This is a genomic window from Klebsiella sp. TF21-TM, from assembly GCF_019753495.1.
Lineage (GTDB): Bacteria > Pseudomonadota > Gammaproteobacteria > Enterobacterales > Enterobacteriaceae > Klebsiella > Klebsiella quasipneumoniae.
Genome location: NZ_JAIJYL010000002.1, coordinates 192053 through 209897, shown reverse-complemented (window position 1 = coordinate 209897; position 17845 = coordinate 192053). Strand labels below are relative to the sequence as shown.

18 protein-coding genes are annotated in these 17845 nt (G+C 59.9%); 11 read left to right on the top strand and 7 right to left on the bottom strand.

All coding sequences use genetic code 11. The annotated features are described in order from the left end of the window. Positions 1-141: 141 nt before the first annotated feature. Positions 142-1425 (bottom strand): MFS transporter, encoded by a 1284-nt coding sequence (locus K5R89_RS02890; RefSeq protein ID WP_023289556.1) that lies wholly within the window; start codon positions 1423-1425, stop codon positions 142-144. A gap of 114 nt (positions 1426-1539) precedes the next feature. After that, positions 1540-1902, bottom strand: a complete 363-nt coding sequence (locus tag K5R89_RS02885) for a YnfA family protein (RefSeq protein ID WP_072140454.1) — start codon at positions 1900-1902, stop codon at positions 1540-1542. A gap of 108 nt (positions 1903-2010) precedes the next feature. On the opposite strand from K5R89_RS02885, the gene K5R89_RS02880 reads away from it, so the two are divergent. Both K5R89_RS02880 and speG read left to right on the top strand, forming a co-directional pair. After that, positions 2011-2352 carry a DUF1283 family protein gene (locus K5R89_RS02880; protein WP_004206035.1) on the top strand — a complete coding sequence of 114 codons (342 nt, stop codon included), beginning with the start codon at positions 2011-2013 and terminating at the stop codon, positions 2350-2352. A 66-nt stretch (positions 2353-2418) separates the two neighbouring features. Then, the gene (gene speG / locus K5R89_RS02875) at positions 2419-2979 is read left to right on the top strand and encodes a spermidine N1-acetyltransferase (RefSeq protein WP_004206037.1); all 561 of its coding nucleotides are present in this window, start codon (positions 2419-2421) and stop codon (positions 2977-2979) included. On the opposite strand, the gene K5R89_RS02870 is transcribed toward speG, so the two are convergent. After that, on the bottom strand, positions 2973-3683 hold the full coding sequence (locus K5R89_RS02870) for a YnfC family lipoprotein (protein ID WP_044522806.1): 711 nt from the start codon (positions 3681-3683) through the stop codon (positions 2973-2975). The two genes, speG and K5R89_RS02870, sit on opposite strands and share 7 nt — an antisense overlap. 101 nt (positions 3684-3784) lie before the next feature. Here K5R89_RS02870 and K5R89_RS02865 point away from each other — a divergent pair, with 101 nt between their 5' ends. The 6 genes from K5R89_RS02865 to clcB all read left to right on the top strand — a co-directional run bounded on the left by K5R89_RS02865 (position 3785) and on the right by clcB (position 10206). Beyond that, positions 3785-4054 (top strand): DUF1161 domain-containing protein, encoded by a 270-nt coding sequence (locus K5R89_RS02865; RefSeq protein ID WP_004206039.1) that lies wholly within the window; start codon positions 3785-3787, stop codon positions 4052-4054. Between the two features lie 150 nt (positions 4055-4204). Continuing rightward, the gene (gene ynfE, locus K5R89_RS02860; RefSeq protein ID WP_217259173.1) at positions 4205-6640 is read left to right on the top strand and encodes a selenate/tellurate reductase subunit YnfE; all 2436 of its coding nucleotides are present in this window, start codon (positions 4205-4207) and stop codon (positions 6638-6640) included. A 10-nt stretch (positions 6641-6650) separates the two neighbouring features. Then, complete coding sequence (locus tag K5R89_RS02855) at positions 6651-7268, top strand: DMSO/selenate family reductase complex B subunit (protein WP_023289552.1); 618 nt, start codon at positions 6651-6653, stop codon at positions 7266-7268. Position 7269: 1 nt separating this feature from the next. Beyond that, the gene (locus tag K5R89_RS02850) at positions 7270-8127 is read left to right on the top strand and encodes a DmsC/YnfH family molybdoenzyme membrane anchor subunit (protein WP_217259174.1); all 858 of its coding nucleotides are present in this window, start codon (positions 7270-7272) and stop codon (positions 8125-8127) included. A 41-nt stretch (positions 8128-8168) separates the two neighbouring features. Next, entirely contained in the window at positions 8169-8777 is a 609-nt protein-coding gene (gene dmsD, locus K5R89_RS02845; RefSeq protein WP_023289550.1) for a Tat proofreading chaperone DmsD, read from the top strand. A 133-nt stretch (positions 8778-8910) separates the two neighbouring features. Further along, on the top strand, positions 8911-10206 hold the full coding sequence (gene clcB / locus K5R89_RS02840) for a voltage-gated ClC-type chloride channel ClcB (protein ID WP_217259175.1): 1296 nt from the start codon (positions 8911-8913) through the stop codon (positions 10204-10206). Here clcB and bioD read toward each other — a convergent pair. From bioD to K5R89_RS02825, 3 genes are all read right to left on the bottom strand, one after another. Next, on the bottom strand, positions 10159-10854 hold the full coding sequence (gene bioD, locus K5R89_RS02835; protein WP_023289548.1) for a dethiobiotin synthase: 696 nt from the start codon (positions 10852-10854) through the stop codon (positions 10159-10161). The two genes, clcB and bioD, sit on opposite strands and share 48 nt — an antisense overlap. Before the next feature lie 127 nt (positions 10855-10981). After that, positions 10982-12202, bottom strand: a complete 1221-nt coding sequence (gene mlc / locus K5R89_RS02830; RefSeq protein ID WP_048298665.1) for a sugar metabolism global transcriptional regulator Mlc — start codon at positions 12200-12202, stop codon at positions 10982-10984. A 124-nt stretch (positions 12203-12326) separates the two neighbouring features. Further along, positions 12327-13229: a LysR family transcriptional regulator gene (locus tag K5R89_RS02825; RefSeq protein WP_023289546.1), complete on the bottom strand. Its 903-nt coding sequence runs from the start codon at positions 13227-13229 to the stop codon at positions 12327-12329. Positions 13230-13359: 130 nt separating this feature from the next. Here K5R89_RS02825 and K5R89_RS02820 point away from each other — a divergent pair, with 130 nt between their 5' ends. After that, entirely contained in the window at positions 13360-14610 is a 1251-nt protein-coding gene (locus tag K5R89_RS02820; protein ID WP_023289545.1) for an MFS transporter, read from the top strand. Between the two features lie 30 nt (positions 14611-14640). On the opposite strand, the gene K5R89_RS02815 is transcribed toward K5R89_RS02820, so the two are convergent. Then, the gene (locus tag K5R89_RS02815; RefSeq protein WP_004206050.1) at positions 14641-14733 is read right to left on the bottom strand and encodes a hypothetical protein; all 93 of its coding nucleotides are present in this window, start codon (positions 14731-14733) and stop codon (positions 14641-14643) included. Positions 14734-14960: 227 nt separating this feature from the next. On the opposite strand from K5R89_RS02815, the gene K5R89_RS02810 reads away from it, so the two are divergent. Then, on the top strand, positions 14961-16448 hold the full coding sequence (locus tag K5R89_RS02810; protein WP_101989466.1) for a carboxypeptidase M32: 1488 nt from the start codon (positions 14961-14963) through the stop codon (positions 16446-16448). Between the two features lie 165 nt (positions 16449-16613). Then, positions 16614-17033 carry an acid resistance repetitive basic protein Asr gene (gene asr / locus K5R89_RS02805; protein WP_004206052.1) on the top strand — a complete coding sequence of 140 codons (420 nt, stop codon included), beginning with the start codon at positions 16614-16616 and terminating at the stop codon, positions 17031-17033. The last annotated feature ends 812 nt before the right edge of the window (positions 17034-17845 follow it).

Genomic DNA, 17845 nt, shown 5'->3' with positions numbered 1-17845 from the left:
AAGCTTTTGGCGGGTTGTGGTCGCTGGCGAGCGATCACAAAATCTCTGGGATGGCAGGAGAAAATCCGCCGCGAAGCGGTAAGAGAAGATGGAACATGGCGCAGGCCGCGCCTCCCTGCGGGCCTGTGGCTTCCTGGTCGGTTAATCGATGCGGGTTTTGACGATAAAGAAGTAGCACAGCGCCCCGGCGAAGGTCACCCCGGCGGCGATCACCAGCGCCAGATTGAAAGAATGGGTGGTATCCACGACCCAGCCGGTGACTATCGGCGCGAAAGAGGCAAACACAAAGCTGCCAAAGTTCTGGATCGCCGCCACTGACGCCACTTTATGCTCTGCCACCAGCACCTGTACCAATCCCCAGGCCGAGGTGCCAGCGAAATGGACGCAGAACAGCGCCATAGAGATAAATGCCACCGCCTGGGTCGGCGTGGACGATTGCACCACCAGCAGCGTTCCCAGCGCCGACAGCACCAGACCGGCAACGATCGCCGTTTTGCGGGTTTTCGCCAGATCGTAGCCTCTGCGCGCCAGGGCGTCGACCACCAGACCATTGACCCACATCCCCACCGCCGCGGCGAGGAACGGGATCGCCGCCACCCAGCCGGTGCGCGCCAGGCTTAACCCCTGCTGAGCCTGCAAATAGCCGGGCAGCCAGGCGATATATAGCCAGCCGGTATAGTTCACCCCGGAGAAGCCGAGGATCATCCCCCAGGTGGTACGCCGTTTAAACAGCGCCAGCCATTCGCTCAGTTTCAGCGCCGGCCGGGCCGCCTCCTCGCTGGCCAGATAGCGTTGCTCCTCCTCCTGGAGGGTAAATTGCCGCCGGTTACGGTATCCCACATACCAGCACAGGCCGACCAGAATACCGGCCAAACCAATCACCACAAACATTGTCCGCCAGCCCCAGGCCAGCTGCATGATGACCAGGGCCGGCGGGGCAATGGCTTGCCCCAGCACCGTCGAGGAGTTAAATATCCCCACCGCCGTGCCGCGCTCTCTTTGCGCATACCAGTCGTTGATCGATTTCACCCCGGCGGGCATAAACGGCGCTTCACCGATCCCGAGGCCAATGCGCAGCAGAATAAAATGCGAGAATGAATTGACCATCCCGGTCAGGGCCTGCATCGCAGACCAGAATATCAGCCCGGCGCCCAGCACAACCCGCGGTCCGAGGCGATCCAGCAAAATGCCCGATGGCAGTTGCGCGAAGCCATAGGAGAGCGAAAAAGCGGAGAGCAGCACCCCGAACTCGGTGGCGCTCAGACCCAGATCGGCGCGTATCGCCTCCCCGGCGACGCTCAGGGAAGAGCGGTCAAGAAAGTTAACGATCCCGGCGATAAACAGCAGCGTCAGGGTGATCTTCTGCACCCGACGGATGCGCAGCGGCGTCGCGCCCGCCTGTGGGGCAAATGTCTCAATAGCCATCGTGATTCCTTACAGAGTCATAACCCAATATGATGTCTGATAAGTAAGGCAACAGGTCGACTACCATACAAGAATTAGGGTTTAAAAAAGTGGCAGGGATCACACAAGACGGGCTTACGCTCGTCCCCAGCCCGCCACGATAATCAGCATGCCGCACAGGGCGATGGCCGCGCCCGCCCAGTCATAATGGGTTAATTTGACCCCATCAACGACCCGCAGCCAGAGCAATGCGGTACAAACGTAGACGCCACCGTAGGCGGCATATACCCGCCCGCTGGCGGTCGGATGGAGCGTCAGGAGCCAGACGAACAGCCCCAGCGCCAGGCCGGCGGGGATCAGCAGCAGCGGCGTGGCCCCGCGCTTTAACCATAGCCACGGCAGATAGCAGCCGACGATTTCACACAGGGCGGTGGCAAAGAACAGCAGCGTTGTTTTGAGCATTAAAAGATTCGTAAAAGAGACAAAGCGTTGAACTATTCTACGCGATAATAGCCCTTTCCCTACGCTGTTTCGTCGGCTATGCCCGGCAAAAGAGCTGTAGTAAACTTAACCTGAGGGTTAACCCATCACTTAAAGGAAATCGTGATGAACATGACACTGAACAAACGCTGGTGCCTGACCGCCATTCTGGCGTTAAGCGCCGTCGTCTATACCTCCAGCTCGTTCGCGGCCACCGATCGGCTGGTGATTGAGTCCGGCGACAGCGCGCAAAGCCGTCAGCAGGCGTCGATGGAAAAAGAGCAATGGAACGACACCCGCAGCCTGCGCCAGAAGGTGAACAAACGGGCGGAAAAAGAGTGGGACAAAACCGATGTCGCCTTTGACGCGCAGGATAACTGCCAGAAGAGCGCCAACGTCAATGCCTACTGGGAACCAAACACCCTGCGCTGCCTTGACCGCCGCACCGGCCGGGCGATCAATCCCTGAGCACGCTGGCGCCTGCGGGCGCCGCCTTTCAGTCCCCTCTTTTCCGCTTTGACCACAGGAATTCCCATGACCGACGCGCTACACGTCAGACTCCGCCCCCTTGAGCGCGAAGATTTGCGCTTTGTTCACCAGCTCGACAACAACGCCAGCGTGATGCGCTACTGGTTTGAAGAGCCCTATGAAGCCTTCGTTGAGCTTTCCGATCTGTACGATAAGCATATTCACGATCAAAGCGAGCGTCGCTTTGTGATCGAATGCAATGGCGATAAAGCCGGACTGGTGGAGCTGGTGGAAATCAACCATGTGCACCGCCGGGCCGAATTTCAGATCATCATCTCACCCGACTTCCAGGGAAAAGGCCTCGCCACCCGCGCCGCGCGGCTGGCGATGGACTATGGCTTTACCGTGCTCAATCTGTATAAGCTGTATCTGATTGTGGATAAAGAGAATGAAAAAGCGATCCATATTTACCGCAAGCTCGGCTTTATGGTCGAGGGTGAACTGATCCATGAGTTTTTCATTAACGGCGAGTACCGCAACACCATCCGCATGTGTCTGTTCCAGCATCAGTATCTGGCGGAACACAAAACGCCGGGCCCGTCTCTGCTGAAGCCGACGGCTCAGTAATAATCAATGCGGTTTTTAATCGTGTAGTGACGGGTCAGCGGCGGCTGGACGCTTTCATCGATCACCTGCAGCTCACAGCTCAGCGGATTGTCATGGCGATCGTAGTCGCAGGTCTGGCGCACCGTGCCCAGCGTGCGGTCGTTGAAGGTGCTGATGGCGGTATAGTCCATTTTCTTGCGCGGATCCTTCGACGGCGTGGAGGCGACGGTAAATCGCTCCTCTTTGGCGGTGGTGGTTTTCCCCAGCGGATAGCCATCGCTGTCGTAACGGTAGGTGGCGGTAGTCTCTTTGCCGCGGGCGCTGATAATAAAGCCGTTATCATCCGTTTCCCAGCTCACGCCGGTGGCGGGCATCTCCGCCAGCTGACATTTCCCCTGTAGACGCAGCCGCTTTTCATGGGTGCGGCCATCGACGTAATAGTTGGCGTCCAGCAGCAGCGTGGCGCCGGTGTTATTCTCCACATCCTCCAGCGTCAGCAGATCGAAACATCCCTCTTTTGACAGCTGCGCGCTCACCTTCTTGACCACCACATCGTGTTCGTCCAGTAACGTCTGGCTAAAATCCTTCACCGGACCGCGCAGCGGATCGAACTCAAACTCATTGGAAAAACTCGCCATCTCCGGGGTGAAGGCTTCCGGGGCGCTTTCGCGGTCGCACGCCGTCAGCAGCAGCGCTGCCGGGATCAGCCAATACAGTCTTTTCACAGATGATTCCTTTTGTGTACATCCAATCATATTAGCAAATACAATTGTTTACACCAGTTCTGCTATGCTTAAATCTGGATACCATCGATAAGGAGCGTAAGATGAAACTATCCCTCTGGACAGGCGCCGCGCTGCTGCTGTGCTCCACGACCGTGCTGGCGGCCCCCGACTCCTGTGAACGGGTCAAAAATGATATTCAACAGAAGATCATTAACAATGGCGTACCGGAAACGGCCTTCAGTCTGGCCATCGTGCCAAACGACCAGGCGGACCAGCCCGGCGCTCAGGTGGTGGGTCATTGCGCCAACGACACCTTCAAAATCACCTACACCCGTAACAGCGACAGTCCCGCCGAAAACGACGCTCAGTAAGCCCGCCTCGCTTTCAAACGAAAGATCTTATCCCTGCATTGACCAGGGATAAGATCTGCCGGCGACCCATAACGTATTATCGCTCACCCCGGCGTCTGTTAAAGACGCGGCGGCCCTTCTCCGCCCAGCATAACTATCATGGAGTGAGCAATGTCGAATCAGGAATCTTCCGGCGGCGTCACCCGACGCGCGCTACTTAAATCCACAGCCCTCGGTTCTCTGGCGCTGGCCGCCGGCGGGCTTCCCCTGCCCTTTACGCTGCGCAACGCCGCGGCGGCGGTACAGCAGGCTGCCGGCGACAACACCCGGATTGTCTGGGGCGCCTGTTCGGTCAACTGCGGCAGCCGCTGCGCCCTGCGGCTGCACGTGCGTGATGATGAAGTGGTCTACGTGGAAACGGATAACACCGGCGACGACCGCTACGGCGATCATCAGGTCCGCGCCTGCCTGCGCGGGCGTTCGATTCGCCGGCGCATCAACCACCCGGATCGCCTTAACTATCCTATGAAGCGCGTCGGCAAACGCGGAGAAGGCAAATTTGAGCGTATCAGCTGGCAGGAAGCGCTGGATACCCTTGCTGACCGTCTGAAACGCGTCGTCGCGCAATATGGCAACGAAGCCGTGTACATTAACTACTCATCAGGAATCGTCGGCGGGAACATGACCCGCTCCTCGCCTTCCGCTTCGCCGGTGGCGCGGCTGATGAACTGCTACGGCGGCTCGCTTAACCAGTACGGTACCTACAGCACCGCGCAGATCGCCTGCGCCATGCCCTACACCTACGGCAGTAACGACGGCAACAGCACCTCGGATATTGAAAACAGTAAGCTGGTGGTGATGTTCGGCAACAACCCGGCGGAAACCCGCATGAGCGGCGGCGGCATTACCTGGTATCTGGAACAGGCCCGCGAGCGCTCCCACGCGCGGATGATCGTTATCGATCCGCGCTACACCGATACCGCCGCCGGTCGCGAAGATGAGTGGATCCCCATTCGCCCCGGCACAGACGCCGCGCTGGTCGCCGGTATCGCCTGGGTGTTGATTAACGAAAATCTGGTGGATCAGCCGTTCCTTGATAAATACTGCGTCGGCTACGATGAGAAGACGCTGCCGGCCGGGGCGCCTGAGAATGGCCACTATAAAGCCTATATCCTCGGCGAGGGCGACGACGGCGTCGCCAAAACGCCGCAGTGGGCTTCGCGTATCACCGGCATCCCCGCCGATCGCATCATTAAGCTGGCGCGCGACATCGGCATGAGCAAACCGGCCTACATCTGCCAGGGCTGGGGGCCGCAGCGCCAGGCCAACGGCGAACTCTCCGCCCGGGCGATCGCCATGCTGCCGATCTTAACCGGCAACGTCGGCATCAACGGCGGCAACAGCGGCGCCCGCGAATCGACCTACACCATCACCATCGAGCGTCTGCCGGTGCTGGAAAACCCGGTGAAAACCGCCATCTCCTGCTTCACCTGGACCGACGCCATCGCTCGAGGCCCGGAGATGACCGCCACCCGCGACGGCGTGCGCGGCAAAGAGAAGCTGGATGTGCCGATCAAGTTCCTGTGGAACTACGCGGGCAATACCCTCATCAACCAGCACTCCGACATCAATAAGACCCACGAGATCCTGCAGGACGAAAGCAAGTGCGAAACCATCGTGGTCATCGACAACTTTATGACCTCGTCGGCGAAATACGCCGACCTGCTGCTGCCCGACCTGATGACCGTTGAGCAGGAAGATATTATTCCCAACGATTACGCCGGCAATATGGGCTATCTGATTTTCATCCAGCCCGCCACCTCGGCGAAGTTTGAACGCAAACCGATTTACTGGATCTTAAGCGAAGTGGCGAAACGGCTCGGCGACGATGTCTACCAGCGTTTTACCGAGGGACGTACTCAGGCGCAGTGGCTGCAGCATCTGTACGCCAAAATGGTGGCGAAAGATCCGGCGCTGCCGGCCTACGATGAGCTGAAGCGAATGGGCATCTACAAACGCAAGGACCCGAACGGCCACTTCGTCGCCTATCGCGACTTCCGCCGCGATCCTGAAGCGTATCCGCTCAAAACCCCGTCCGGCAAAATTGAGATCTACTCCAGCCGGCTCGCCGAAATTGCCGCCCGCTGGCAGCTGGAGAAAGACGAAGTCATCAGTCCGCTGCCGGTCTATGCCTCCACATTTGAAGGCTGGGACGATCCGCTGCGCAGCCAGTATCCGCTGCAGCTGTTTGGATTTCACTATAAGGCGCGCACCCATTCCAGCTACGGCAACGTGGACGTGCTGCAGGCCGCCTGCCGTCAGGAAGTGTGGATCAACCCGCTGGACGCGGAAAAACGCGGGATTAAAAACGGCGATCTGGTGCGGGTGTTCAACCAGCGCGGCGAAGTCCGGCTGCCGGCGAAAGTGACGCCACGCATCATGCCGGGCGTGTCGGCGATGGGCCAGGGCGCGTGGCACGACGCCAATATGGCCGGGGACCGGGTTGACCATGGCGCCTGCATGAATACCCTGACCACCCATCGCCCGTCGCCGCTGGCGAAAGGGAATCCGCAGCATACCAACCTGGTCGACATCAAGAAGGTTTAAGGAGTAAACCATGAGCACGCAATATGGATTCTTTATCGACTCCGCTCGCTGTACCGGGTGCAAAACCTGCGAGCTGGCCTGTAAGGACTATAAGAACCTGACTCCGGAGGTCAGCTTCCGTCGCATCTATGAGTACGCCGGCGGCGACTGGCAGGAGGACAACGGCATCTGGCAGCAGAACGTGTTCGCCTATTACCTCTCCATCGCCTGTAACCACTGCGCCGATCCGGCCTGCACCAAGGTCTGCCCGAGCGGAGCGATGCACAAGCGCGAAGACGGTTTTGTGGTGGTGGATGAAGAGGTGTGCATCGGCTGCCGCTACTGTCATATGGCCTGCCCGTACGGCGCGCCGCAATACAACGCCGACAAAGGCCATATGACCAAGTGCGACGGCTGTTATCAGCGCGTCGCCGAGGGGAAAAAGCCGATCTGCGTCGAGTCCTGCCCGCTGCGGGCGCTCGATTTCGGCCCCATTGCCGAACTGCGCGCTAAGCACGGCCAGCTGGCGGCGGTGGCCCCGCTGCCCTCCGCGCACTTCACTCAGCCGAGCATCGCGATCAAACCTAACCGCAACGCCCGGCCGTGTGGCGATACCACCGGTTATCTGGCAAATCCGAAGGAGGTGTGAGATGGGAAGCGGATGGCAGGAATGGCCGCTGGTGCTGTTTACGGTACTGGGGCAATGCGTGGTCGGCGCGACCCTCGTCAGCGGTCTGGTCTGGCTGGCGCTGGCGGACCAGCGCGAAGCGCGGCAGCGGCTGGTGCGCAGCATGTTTTTTATCTGGCTGCTGATGGGGATCGGTTTTCTCGCCTCAGTGATGCATCTCGGTTCGCCGCTGCGGGCGTTTAATTCGCTGAACCGCGTCGGGGCCTCGGCGCTGAGCAACGAAATCGCCAGCGGCGCCTTGTTTTTCGTCGTGGGCGGATTCTGGTGGCTGCTGGCCGTGCTGGAAAAAATGCCGGCGGCGCTGGGGAAAGTCTGGCTGGCGATCGCCCTGCTGTTGGGGCTGGTGTTTGTGCTGGCGATGACCCGGGTTTATCAAATCGATACCGTGCCGACATGGTACACTGGCTACACCACCAGCGCCTTCTTCCTGACGGTACTCCTCAGCGGGCCGCTGTTCGCCGCCCTGCTGCTGCGTATGGCGAAAGTCGACGTTAACGTCTGGTTTATTGCCGGGCTGAGCGTGGCCGCGCTGGTCATCAGCGCCGCGATTATCGTGATGCAAAGCGCCGGGCTCGGCGCCATTCACAGCGCCGTTCAGCAGGCGGCCACCCTGCTGCCGGATTACGGCAGACTGCAGGCCTTACGTCTGATCCTGCTGGCGCTGGGACTTGGCTGCTGGCTGTATCCGCTGATCCGCCGTCAGCCGCCGCGCGCTGCGGGGCTGTTGGCCGGTCTGTTGCTGGTCCTGATCGCGGAATGTATTGGCCGCGGCCTGTTTTATGGGCTCCATATGACCGTCGGTATGGCGGTTGCCCGTTAATGAGACGGCGCGCCGGCGCGCGCCGCAGAAAGGAATAAGTGATGATGCCGTTCCCTCACCGCGACGCTGTCGCCTTAAGCGCCCGTACCCTGGGCGCGTTGTTCTCTTATGCGCCGAATAGCCCGCAAATCGCGCCGCTGGTGGCCGCCTTCCAGGACGGCAGCTGGCAGCAACAGTGGCCCTTCCCGGTTGCCGCCCCGCTGGCATCGGGGTTTGCCGCGTCGGTTGAAGAGTCGTTGCCGGAAGCCTGGCAGCGCCTGTTTATCGGACCGTGGGCCCTGCCGGCGCCGCCCTGGGGATCCGTCTGGCTGGATAAAGAGTCGGTACTGTTCGGCGAATCCACACTGGCCCTGCGCGAATGGATGCGCGCGAACGGCATCGCACTGGACGCCGAACGCAACGAGCCGGAAGACCATTTCGGCACCCTGCTGCTGCTGGCGGCGTGGCTGTGCGAAACGGAACAGGAGGCGTTGTTTGCCCAGCTGCTGGCCTGGCATCTGCTGCCGTGGTCCGGGCGCTTCCTGAGCGTCTTTGTCGAACATGCCGCCCACCCCTTCTACCAGGCGCTGGGCCAGCTGGCGCAGGCGACCCTGGCGCAGTGGCAGGCAGGTCTGCCCCTCGCGGTGGCGGAAAAGCCGCTCTATCGCTAATCTCTTTGCCGCGCCGGGAGTCGGCGCGGTTTCCTTGCTGGCTTCGCTCTCCGTAACCCGCACTTATCGCTTTTGCATATAAGTTTATTCCCTATCACAATAAGGCCATGTTTTCCCAATCTCGCTGTGACCGATGCACCGTCTTCATCCCTATCCAGATGTGCAGGTGATGTTTCGTCGCCTGCTGATCGCCACGCTGATTGGCCTTCTCGCCGCCCTGGCGGTGGCCCTGTTTCGCCATGCCATGGTGGTGCTGGAAACGCTGTTTCTCGGTAACGACAGCGGGAGCCTGGTCAACGCCGCGCAGTCGCAGCCGGCGTGGCGACGGCTGATTACCCCGGCGCTGGGGGGACTGGCGGCAGGGGCACTTCTCTGGCTGTGGCAACGACGCCGCGTTGCCCGTCCGCACGCCGCCACCGATTATATGGAAGCCCTGGAGACCGGAGACGGTTGCTTCGATACGCCGGCAAGCCTGGTGAAGTCGCTGGCCTCGCTGCTGGTGGTGGTCACCGGCAGCGCGATTGGCCGGGAAGGCGCCATGATCCTGCTGGCCGCGCTGGCGGCCTCGCTGTTCGCCCGCCGCTTCACGCCGCAGGCCGAATGGAAACTGTGGGTCGCCTGCGGCGCCGCCGCCGGGATGGCCAGCGCCTATCATGCTCCACTGGCCGGCAGCCTGTTTATCGCTGAAATTCTGTTTGGCACGCTGATGCTGGCCTCGCTTGGGCCGGTAGTGATCTCGGCAGTGATCGCCCTGCTGCTGACCCAGTTTCTCAACGGCGGCGCCGCGCCGTTGTACCATGTCGTCCTGCAGCAGGACCTCAGCGCGCTGCACTATGGCTTGATGCTCGCCACCGGACTGCTGGCCGGACTGTGCGGGCCGCTGTTTATCTGGCTGATGGAATACAGCCACCGCGGGTTCGTCAGGCTGAAACTGGCGCCGCCGTGGCAGCTGGCGCTGGGCGGTCTGATCGTCGGCGGCTTATCGCTCATCACGCCGGCGGTGTGGGGCAACGGCTACAGCGTGGTGCAAAGCTATCTGCTGCTGCCGCCGCCCGGCGCGCTGCTGGTGGCGGTATTCCTGTGCAAACTGCTGGCGGTGCTGGCCAGCAGTGGCTCCGGCGCGCCGGGCGGGGTGTTTACCCCCACGCTGTTTGTCGGCCTGGCGATGGGCATGCTAATGGCCCGCTTCAGCGGGCTGTGGCTACCGGGGGAACAGGAGATGGCTATGATGATGGGACTGACCGGCATGGCGGCGTTTCTTGCCGCCACTACCCATGCGCCAATCATGTCGACTCTGATGATTTGTGAGATGACCGGGCAGTATGTGCTGCTGCCCGGCCTGCTGATCACCTGCGTGGTGGCGTCGGTGCTGTCGCGGACGTTACGCCGGGATTCGATCTATCGCCATCACGTTGCCGAGCATGTCTAAGTCGACGTAGCGGCTTAGCTCACGCTGTTCGGCGCGCGGCAGATACGGCAGCTCGCCAATGAGCGGCGCCGGCAGCTTTTTGCTGAGCACATCAATGATTTCGGCGTAGTGCGCCAGACCGGGATTGATGCGGTTGGCCACCCAGCCGATCAGCGGCAGCCCGTCATTGGCGATCGCCTGGGCCGTCAGCAGCGCATGGTTGATGCACCCTTCCTGGATCCCCACCACCATCAGCACCGGGAGCTGCTCCTGTACCACCCATTCGGAGAGCGGTCGCAGGTCGTTCATCAGGCTGCGCCAGCCGCCGGTGCCTTCAACCACCACGTGTTCAACCTGCCCGGCCAGCCGCTGCAAACCATCCGACAGCAGACCGTAGTTGATCGGGCAGCTATGCGCCACGCTGCTTTCGTCTTCGCTTAAGGCGATGGGATTGACAGCCTCATAGGGTAACGCCAGCGTGGAGACGCTCTGCAGCACCAGCGCGTCTTTATTACGCAAACCGTCCGGCGTCTCTTTGCTGCCCTTCGCCACAGGCTTGTACCCGGCCACGCTTTTGCCTCTGGCAGCAAGTGCCTGCAACAGCGCACGGGAAACCACTGTCTTCCCGACAGAGGTGTCTGTACCTGTAATAAAGAAACGCTTAAACATCACTAACCCCACAGTTTTGTCGATGAAATATACGGGAGAGAAATAATCAACAGTGGGCAAAGTCTACGTGAAGCCGCTGGGGGTCAGCTTGAGATAGCGCAATTTTTGGTGTGACTATGAAAAAATGTTAACCCTGTAACAGTCGTATGAGTAAGGATCCGTTATAGAGCGCATCCTTGACCAGCGCCGCGCCAGCCATCGTTCCGCGGTTGGAGAACTGGGTGCTTTCAACTGCGATATGCTGGCTGTAGGCCGGGAGTGATTGTTGCCGAATGCAGCTGGAAATTGCCGGAAAAAGAATGTCTGCCGCCAGGTTAAACGGCGAGCCGATCAGGATTTTCTGCGGGTTAAACAGATTGACCATGATCGCCAGAATTCGACCGACGTGATGACCGACGCCGCTAATAATGTCCCGGGCCAGCAGGTCGCCCTGCAGCGCCGCCTGGCATAGCCACTCCACGCTCAGCGGACGCTGATGCAGCAGCGAGCTCATCGACTGCGCCATCCGCATCTGCGCCAGCTCCAGCACGCTCTCCACGCTGGCGATCGTTTCCAGACAGCCATGGTTGCCGCAGTAGCAGCGTTTGCCGTAGGGGTCGACCTGGGTATGACCGATCTCGACGAGGCTGCTGCTGCCGGCGTGCAGCAGACGTCCGTCGGTGATAACCCCGGCGCCGACGTTATGATCGATCACCACCTGGATGACGTCCCGGGCGCCGCGCGAGGCGCCAAACAGCGATTCCGCCATGGTCCAGGCGCTAATGTCATGCTGAATATAGACCGGCACCCCGGTATGGTTGGCCAGCGTTTCGCCCAACGGGACGTCTTTGACCTCTTCATAAAACGGCATGCGATGAATAATGCCGTTTTCGGTATCAATGATACCCGGCATCGTTATGGCGATGGAGGTGAGGCGTTCCAGCTTCTTCTGGTGGCGAATAAAGAAGCGATCGATATGGTCGATAATCCGCGTCAGAAACGGCGTGCTGTCGGTCAGCGCCAGCTCCAGCTGCTCCTCCACCACCAGCTGGCTGCTTAAATCGCGCAGCGAAAGGTGGATCTCGCCGCGGCTGATACGCACCGCCAGATAGTGCCAAGCCTCGGTTTCCACCATCAGACCCACCGCCGGGCGCCCGCGGCTGCCGGGCTCCTGAATCTCGGTCTCCTGCACCAGATGCGCTTCCAGCATCTCGCGGACAATTTTGGTGATGCTGGCGGGCGCCAGTTGCGCAAATCGGGAGAGGTCGATACGCGATACCGGGCCGAGCTGATCAATCAGGCGATAGACGGCGCCCGCATTGGTCTGCTTAATTTGATCGATATGGCCTGGTTGACTATCCGCTACCACCATTGACTCCCTTTATTTTCGCGCTTCGAAATAAACTTTCGGCTATGGTGAAGCACTTCGATGGTGAACGTCAAATTTTTGCTTAGCCTTGTGATTTACCGCACATTTCCAGCCCCTTTTTGCCTCAATTGCGCTCGTTTTTCCAGGCCAGCAGCGTGTCACGAAAGCGTTTTGCCAGCGCCCCCTGCTCATGGTGTTTCGACCACACCAGCCACATCTCCGACACCGCATCCTGTTCGTCAATCGGCAGCCAGCGCATTTCGCTGAGCTGCACGCGCTGAAAGGAGGCCGGCAGGATCGACACCCCCAGCCCGGCGGCCACCAGGCCAATAATGGTCATCGCCTCCCCCACCTCCTGGGCAATCACCGGCGTATGACCGTAGCGGCGCAGCAGGCCAAGGATATCGTCATACAGGCCGGTACCGACGTGCGGGTCGAAAAAGACGAACGGCTCCCGCGCCAGCGCCGCCAGGCTGACCGAGGGCTGGCGGGCCAGCGGATGGTCCGCCGGGACCATCGCCAGCAGCGGCTCGCGCAGCACTCGCTGCCACGCCAGGGTGTCCGGCAGTTGGGTATTGCGCAACAGGCCGAGGTCGAGGGCTCCCTCGCTCAGCGGGACAATCTGTTCGCGGGTATTGGTCTCGCGGGTGAGAATATGCACATCCGGGTAGCGCTGACGAAACAGGGACAGCGTATCGGATACCGCCTTGATAAAAGGGGCCGAGGAGGTAAAGCCGATACGCAGTTCGCCCGTTTCCCCATGGTGCAGACGGGCGGCGCGGGCGGCCGCGTCCTCCACCTGGGCGAGAATTTGTCGGCTGTCGGCGAGAAACTGTTTCCCCGCCGCCGTCAGGCTGACGCTGCGGTTGGTGCGGGCGAACAGGCGGGCGCCGGTCTGCTGCTCGAGGATCTGAATTTGCTGGCTTAACGGCGGTTGAGAGATGTTCAGTCGCGCCGCGGCGCGGCCAAAATGCAGCTCCTCGGCGACGGCGACAAAGTAGCGCAAATGGCGCAACTCGATATTCATATTTAAAACGTCTTATTTGAGATTATTAATATATTAGACAGAATATTTACATTTTCATACCCTAAAAATGTGAGCTGAATGTTCACAACACTCTGTTGGTAAGCAGCAACTTCTACCCAAGGAATTCTCTGTGAGTCGTACAACAACCGTTGACACCGTGCCGGCGGGCGAGGTCAGCGTCGCTGGTGCATCCCGCCCGGATCCGTTTATTAAGCGCGGCACCCCGCAGTTTATGCGCGTCACGCTCGCGCTGTTCTCCGCCGGTCTGGCCACCTTCGCCCTGCTCTACTGCGTGCAGCCGATCCTGCCGGTGCTGTCGAACGAGTTCGGCGTATCGCCGGCCAGCAGCAGTATTTCTCTCTCCATTTCCACGGCGATGCTGGCGGTGGGCCTGCTATTTACCGGCCCGCTGTCGGACGCCATAGGCCGCAAGCCGGTGATGGTCACCGCGCTGCTGCTGGCCGCCTGCTGCTCGCTGTTGTCGACCATGATGACCAGCTGGCACGGTATCCTGATTATGCGCGCCCTGATTGGCCTGTCGCTGAGCGGCGTGGCGGCGGTCGGCATGACCTACCTGAGCGAGGAGATCCACCCCAGCTTTGTGGCCTTCTCTATGGGACTCTATATCAGCGGCAATTCCATCGGCGGCATGAGCGGCCGCTTGCTCACCGGGGTCTTTACCGATTTTTTCGGCTGGCGCGTGGCGCTGGCGGTGATCAGCGGCTTCGCCCTGGCCGCGGCGATTATGTTCTGGCGAATCCTGCCCGAGTCGCGCCATTTCCGCCCGACCTCGCTGCGGCCAAAAACGCTGCTGATTAATTTCCGCCTGCACTGGCGCGATCGCGGCCTGCCGCTGCTATTCGTCGAGGGTTTCCTGCTGATGGGGGCCTTTGTCACCCTGTTTAACTACATTGGCTACCGTCTGATGATGTCGCCGTGGTCGTTAAGCCAGGCGGTGGTGGGTCTGCTGTCGGTGGCGTATCTCACCGGGACCTGGAGCTCGCCGAAAGCGGGCGCCATGACCGTACGCTATGGCCGCGGTCCGGTGATGCTCGGCTTTACCGGCGTGATGCTCTGCGGCCTGCTGATGACGCTCTTTTCTTCCCTGTGGCTTATTTTCCTCGGCATGCTGCTGTTCTCCGCCGGCTTCTTCGCCGCGCACTCCGTCGCCAGCAGCTGGATTGGCCCGCGCGCGCGCCGCGCCCGCGGTCAGGCGTCATCGCTGTATCTGTTCAGCTATTATCTTGGCTCAAGCCTGGCGGGGACATTAGGCGGGGTGTTCTGGCATCGCTACGGCTGGAACGGCGTCGGTGGATTTATCGCGCTGCTGCTCCTTGCCGCGCTGTTGACCGGCACTTGCCTGTATCGGCGACTCAAATAATCGCGCGTGACGTGGCCTGCGGGCCACGTTTCACCACATGCCCATGATAGATGACAAGCCCATCAGCTCTCTGACGGCATCAACGGACAGTAAGGCAATAAACAGCCAGGTGAACGGATTCATAAACCACCCCCGAACCTCCAGACTTGCGTTATCGATCACAGTTTAGTCACGATGCGTTACCGATTTCTGCAATACTGCTCACAGAGCCACGCTTTTTTTCCTGCTATCACGCGGCTAATGCTTTACCCCGCCCTCTGCGCGCCACGCTCGACCCGCCAGGCGTATCAGGATAGTGTAGAGGCATACCGATAATCTGTTCATTCACCTGTCACGGACCGAACGCTACTATGACTGAAAATACGCCTTATCAGCAGCTTACCCGCACCTTTCAGCGCCTGTCGCGCTTTTCGCATCTCTCCGCCATCGCCGGCTGGGATATGTTCGCCATGATGCCTCCGGGCGGTAGCGCCGCCCGCGGCGAAGCGCTGGCGGAACTCGGCGTGCTACAGCATCAGATCCTGACCGATAAAAAAGTGGGCCAATGGCTGCAGGCGGCCCGCCAGCAGGATCTCAACGACCTCGAACAGGCCAACCTGCGGGAAATGCAGCGCCAGTACGATCAGGCGGCGCTGCTGCCGGAGAGCCTGGTGGAGGCCAAATCGCTGGCCGGTAGCCGTTGCGAACATGCCTGGCGCAGTCAGCGGCCGGCTAATGACTGGGCTGGCTTTGCCGATAATTTGCGCGAGGTGGTCAGGCTGAGCCGCGAGGAAGCGCAGATCCGCGCCGACGCCCGGGGCGGCTCACGCTATGACGCGCTGCTGGATATTTTCGAACCGGATATGACCAGCGCCCGGCTGGACAGCCTGTTTGCCGACCTCAAATCCTGGCTGCCTTCCCTGCTGCGACAAGCGGTCGATAAGCAGGCGACGCGAACCTTGATCGCCCCGCAGGGGCCGTTCCCGATCTCTGAGCAGCGCGAACTGGGTCTGCAGGCGATGCGCATCCTCGGCTTTGACTTTGACGGCGGGCGTCTGGACATCAGCGCCCACCCGTTTTGCGGCGGCGTCCCTCAGGATGTGCGCATCACCACTCGCTACAACGAAAACGACCTGCTCAGCGCTCTGTTCGGCGTGATCCACGAGACCGGCCACGCCCGCTATGAGCAGAATCTGCCTCGCCCGTGGGTCGACCAGCCGGTAGGACTGGCCCGCTCTACTGCTATCCATGAGTCGCAGAGCCTGTTCTTCGAAATGCAGCTGGGACGCAGCGAGCGCTTCCTGAAACGCCTGTTGCCGGCGGTGCGCGAACGCTTTGGCGATCGGCCGGCCTTTAGCGAGGAGAATTTCATCGCCTGGAACCAGCGGGTGAAACCAGGCTTTATTCGCGTTGATGCCGATGAGGTCAGCTATCCGGCGCATGTGATCCTGCGCTATGAAATTGAACGCGCGCTGATCGACGGCGAGATAGAGGTGGAAGATATTCCGTCGCTGTGGGATGAGAAAATGCAGCACTGGCTGGGACTGTCGACCACCGGCAACTACCGGGACGGCTGTATGCAGGATATTCACTGGACCGACGGCGGCTTCGGCTACTTCCCTTCCTACACGCTGGGGGCGATGTATGCCGCGCAGCTGATGGCCGCCGCCCGTCGCGCGCTGCCGACGTTAGACCGCGATATCGCGGAAGGGGATTTCAGCGCCCTGTTTGACTGGCTGCGGCAGAATATCTGGCAGCATGGCAGCCGCTTCACCACCTCGCAGCTGATCCAGCAGGCCACCGGCGAGGATCTTAACAGCCGCTACTTCCGCAACCACCTTACCGCCCGCTATCTGTGATCGTCCGCGCCGGGCTGCCCGGCGCGTCCTTCCACTCCCCGTCTTGTACATTCGGTTACACGCCGATACCAAACACTCACGGAAAGCCCGAAAAGACAAGCATATAGTGATTTCACCGGCCCCGCAGTGGGGTTGAAATTAAGAAAACTTTTCGAGGATATCAGAATGAAAAAAGTATTAGCTCTGGTCGTTGCCGCTGCTATGGGTCTCTCTTCCGCCGCTTTCGCTGCTGACGCAGTAAGCACCACTCAGGCGCCAGCTGCTACCCACAGCACTGCTGCCAAGACCACCCATCACAAAAAACACCATAAAGCCGCGGCCAAACCAGCTGCAGAGCAGAAAGCTCAGGCTGCCAAAAAACACAAGAAAGCAGAAGCTAAACCAGCCGCTGCCCAGAAAGCCCAGGCCGCTAAAAAACACAAAAAAGCAGAAGCCAAACCCGCCGCTCCGCAGAAAGCCCAGGCCGCGAAAAAGCACCACAAAGCTGCCGCTAAACCGGTAGCCCAGAAAGCTCAGGCAGCGAAAAAACACCACAAAACCACCAAACACCAGGCCGCTAAACCTGCTGCACAGCCGGCAGCCTAAATCCTCCCGGTGAACCAACCTTCTTAAATAATCGGCGCTGCTTCAGCGCCGTTTTTTCTGGAGAGCACTATGCTGCGGCGTTATCGTTTTGAGCTCATCCTGATCCTGTTAATCATTTGCGCAGTGGTTGCGACCCGCTTTTTCCTCTATTAATCATTTCGTCTTCTCTCCCGTTTTGCCGCCTGGCTCAGACTTCCCGCAAGGTGAAGGTCGCGCGAATATTGTTGCGCACCCTTATCACTCTCTTTTACCCTGCCGCTGCCAGCGGCGCAAATCATGCCCGGCGCCCGAAGACGCCAGACACGTTAGCAATAAACCATCGCGCGCCTGGCCCCCACGCGGCGGCCAGACTCATCACAACGCACGTACCGCTTCCATTACCAGATAGCCGGTTGCGCCCCAGATGGCCACCGAGACCAGGGAAACATAGACCAGTGCGCGAATACCTTTTTTAGACATATACCCTCCGAACGCCGGGGAAATAGAATTCAGGCTATCATCGCCGGTATTACCTCTCTATTTACTCAACGGCCGGGTGACGGTAACAACGTTTTCGGTGAGAAAATGTTTCGCATTGAAAATAATTACGTGAGGCGTAAAGAAGTGCGAATTCTGGTGAAGTTCTGGCGGGTAAAAGTATTATTTTTGCGCATTATGCTGCCAAACCAGAAATAACCTCAACGAGGTATTGCTGCATTATTCGCCAATTTCAGTACGTTCTGATACACGAATGTGCTTGCGCCAGACCGTACTTTCTGCGGAAATAGCAGCAGAAGGTTAATGGTATTAACCGATTGAAATCAGAAGGTTTT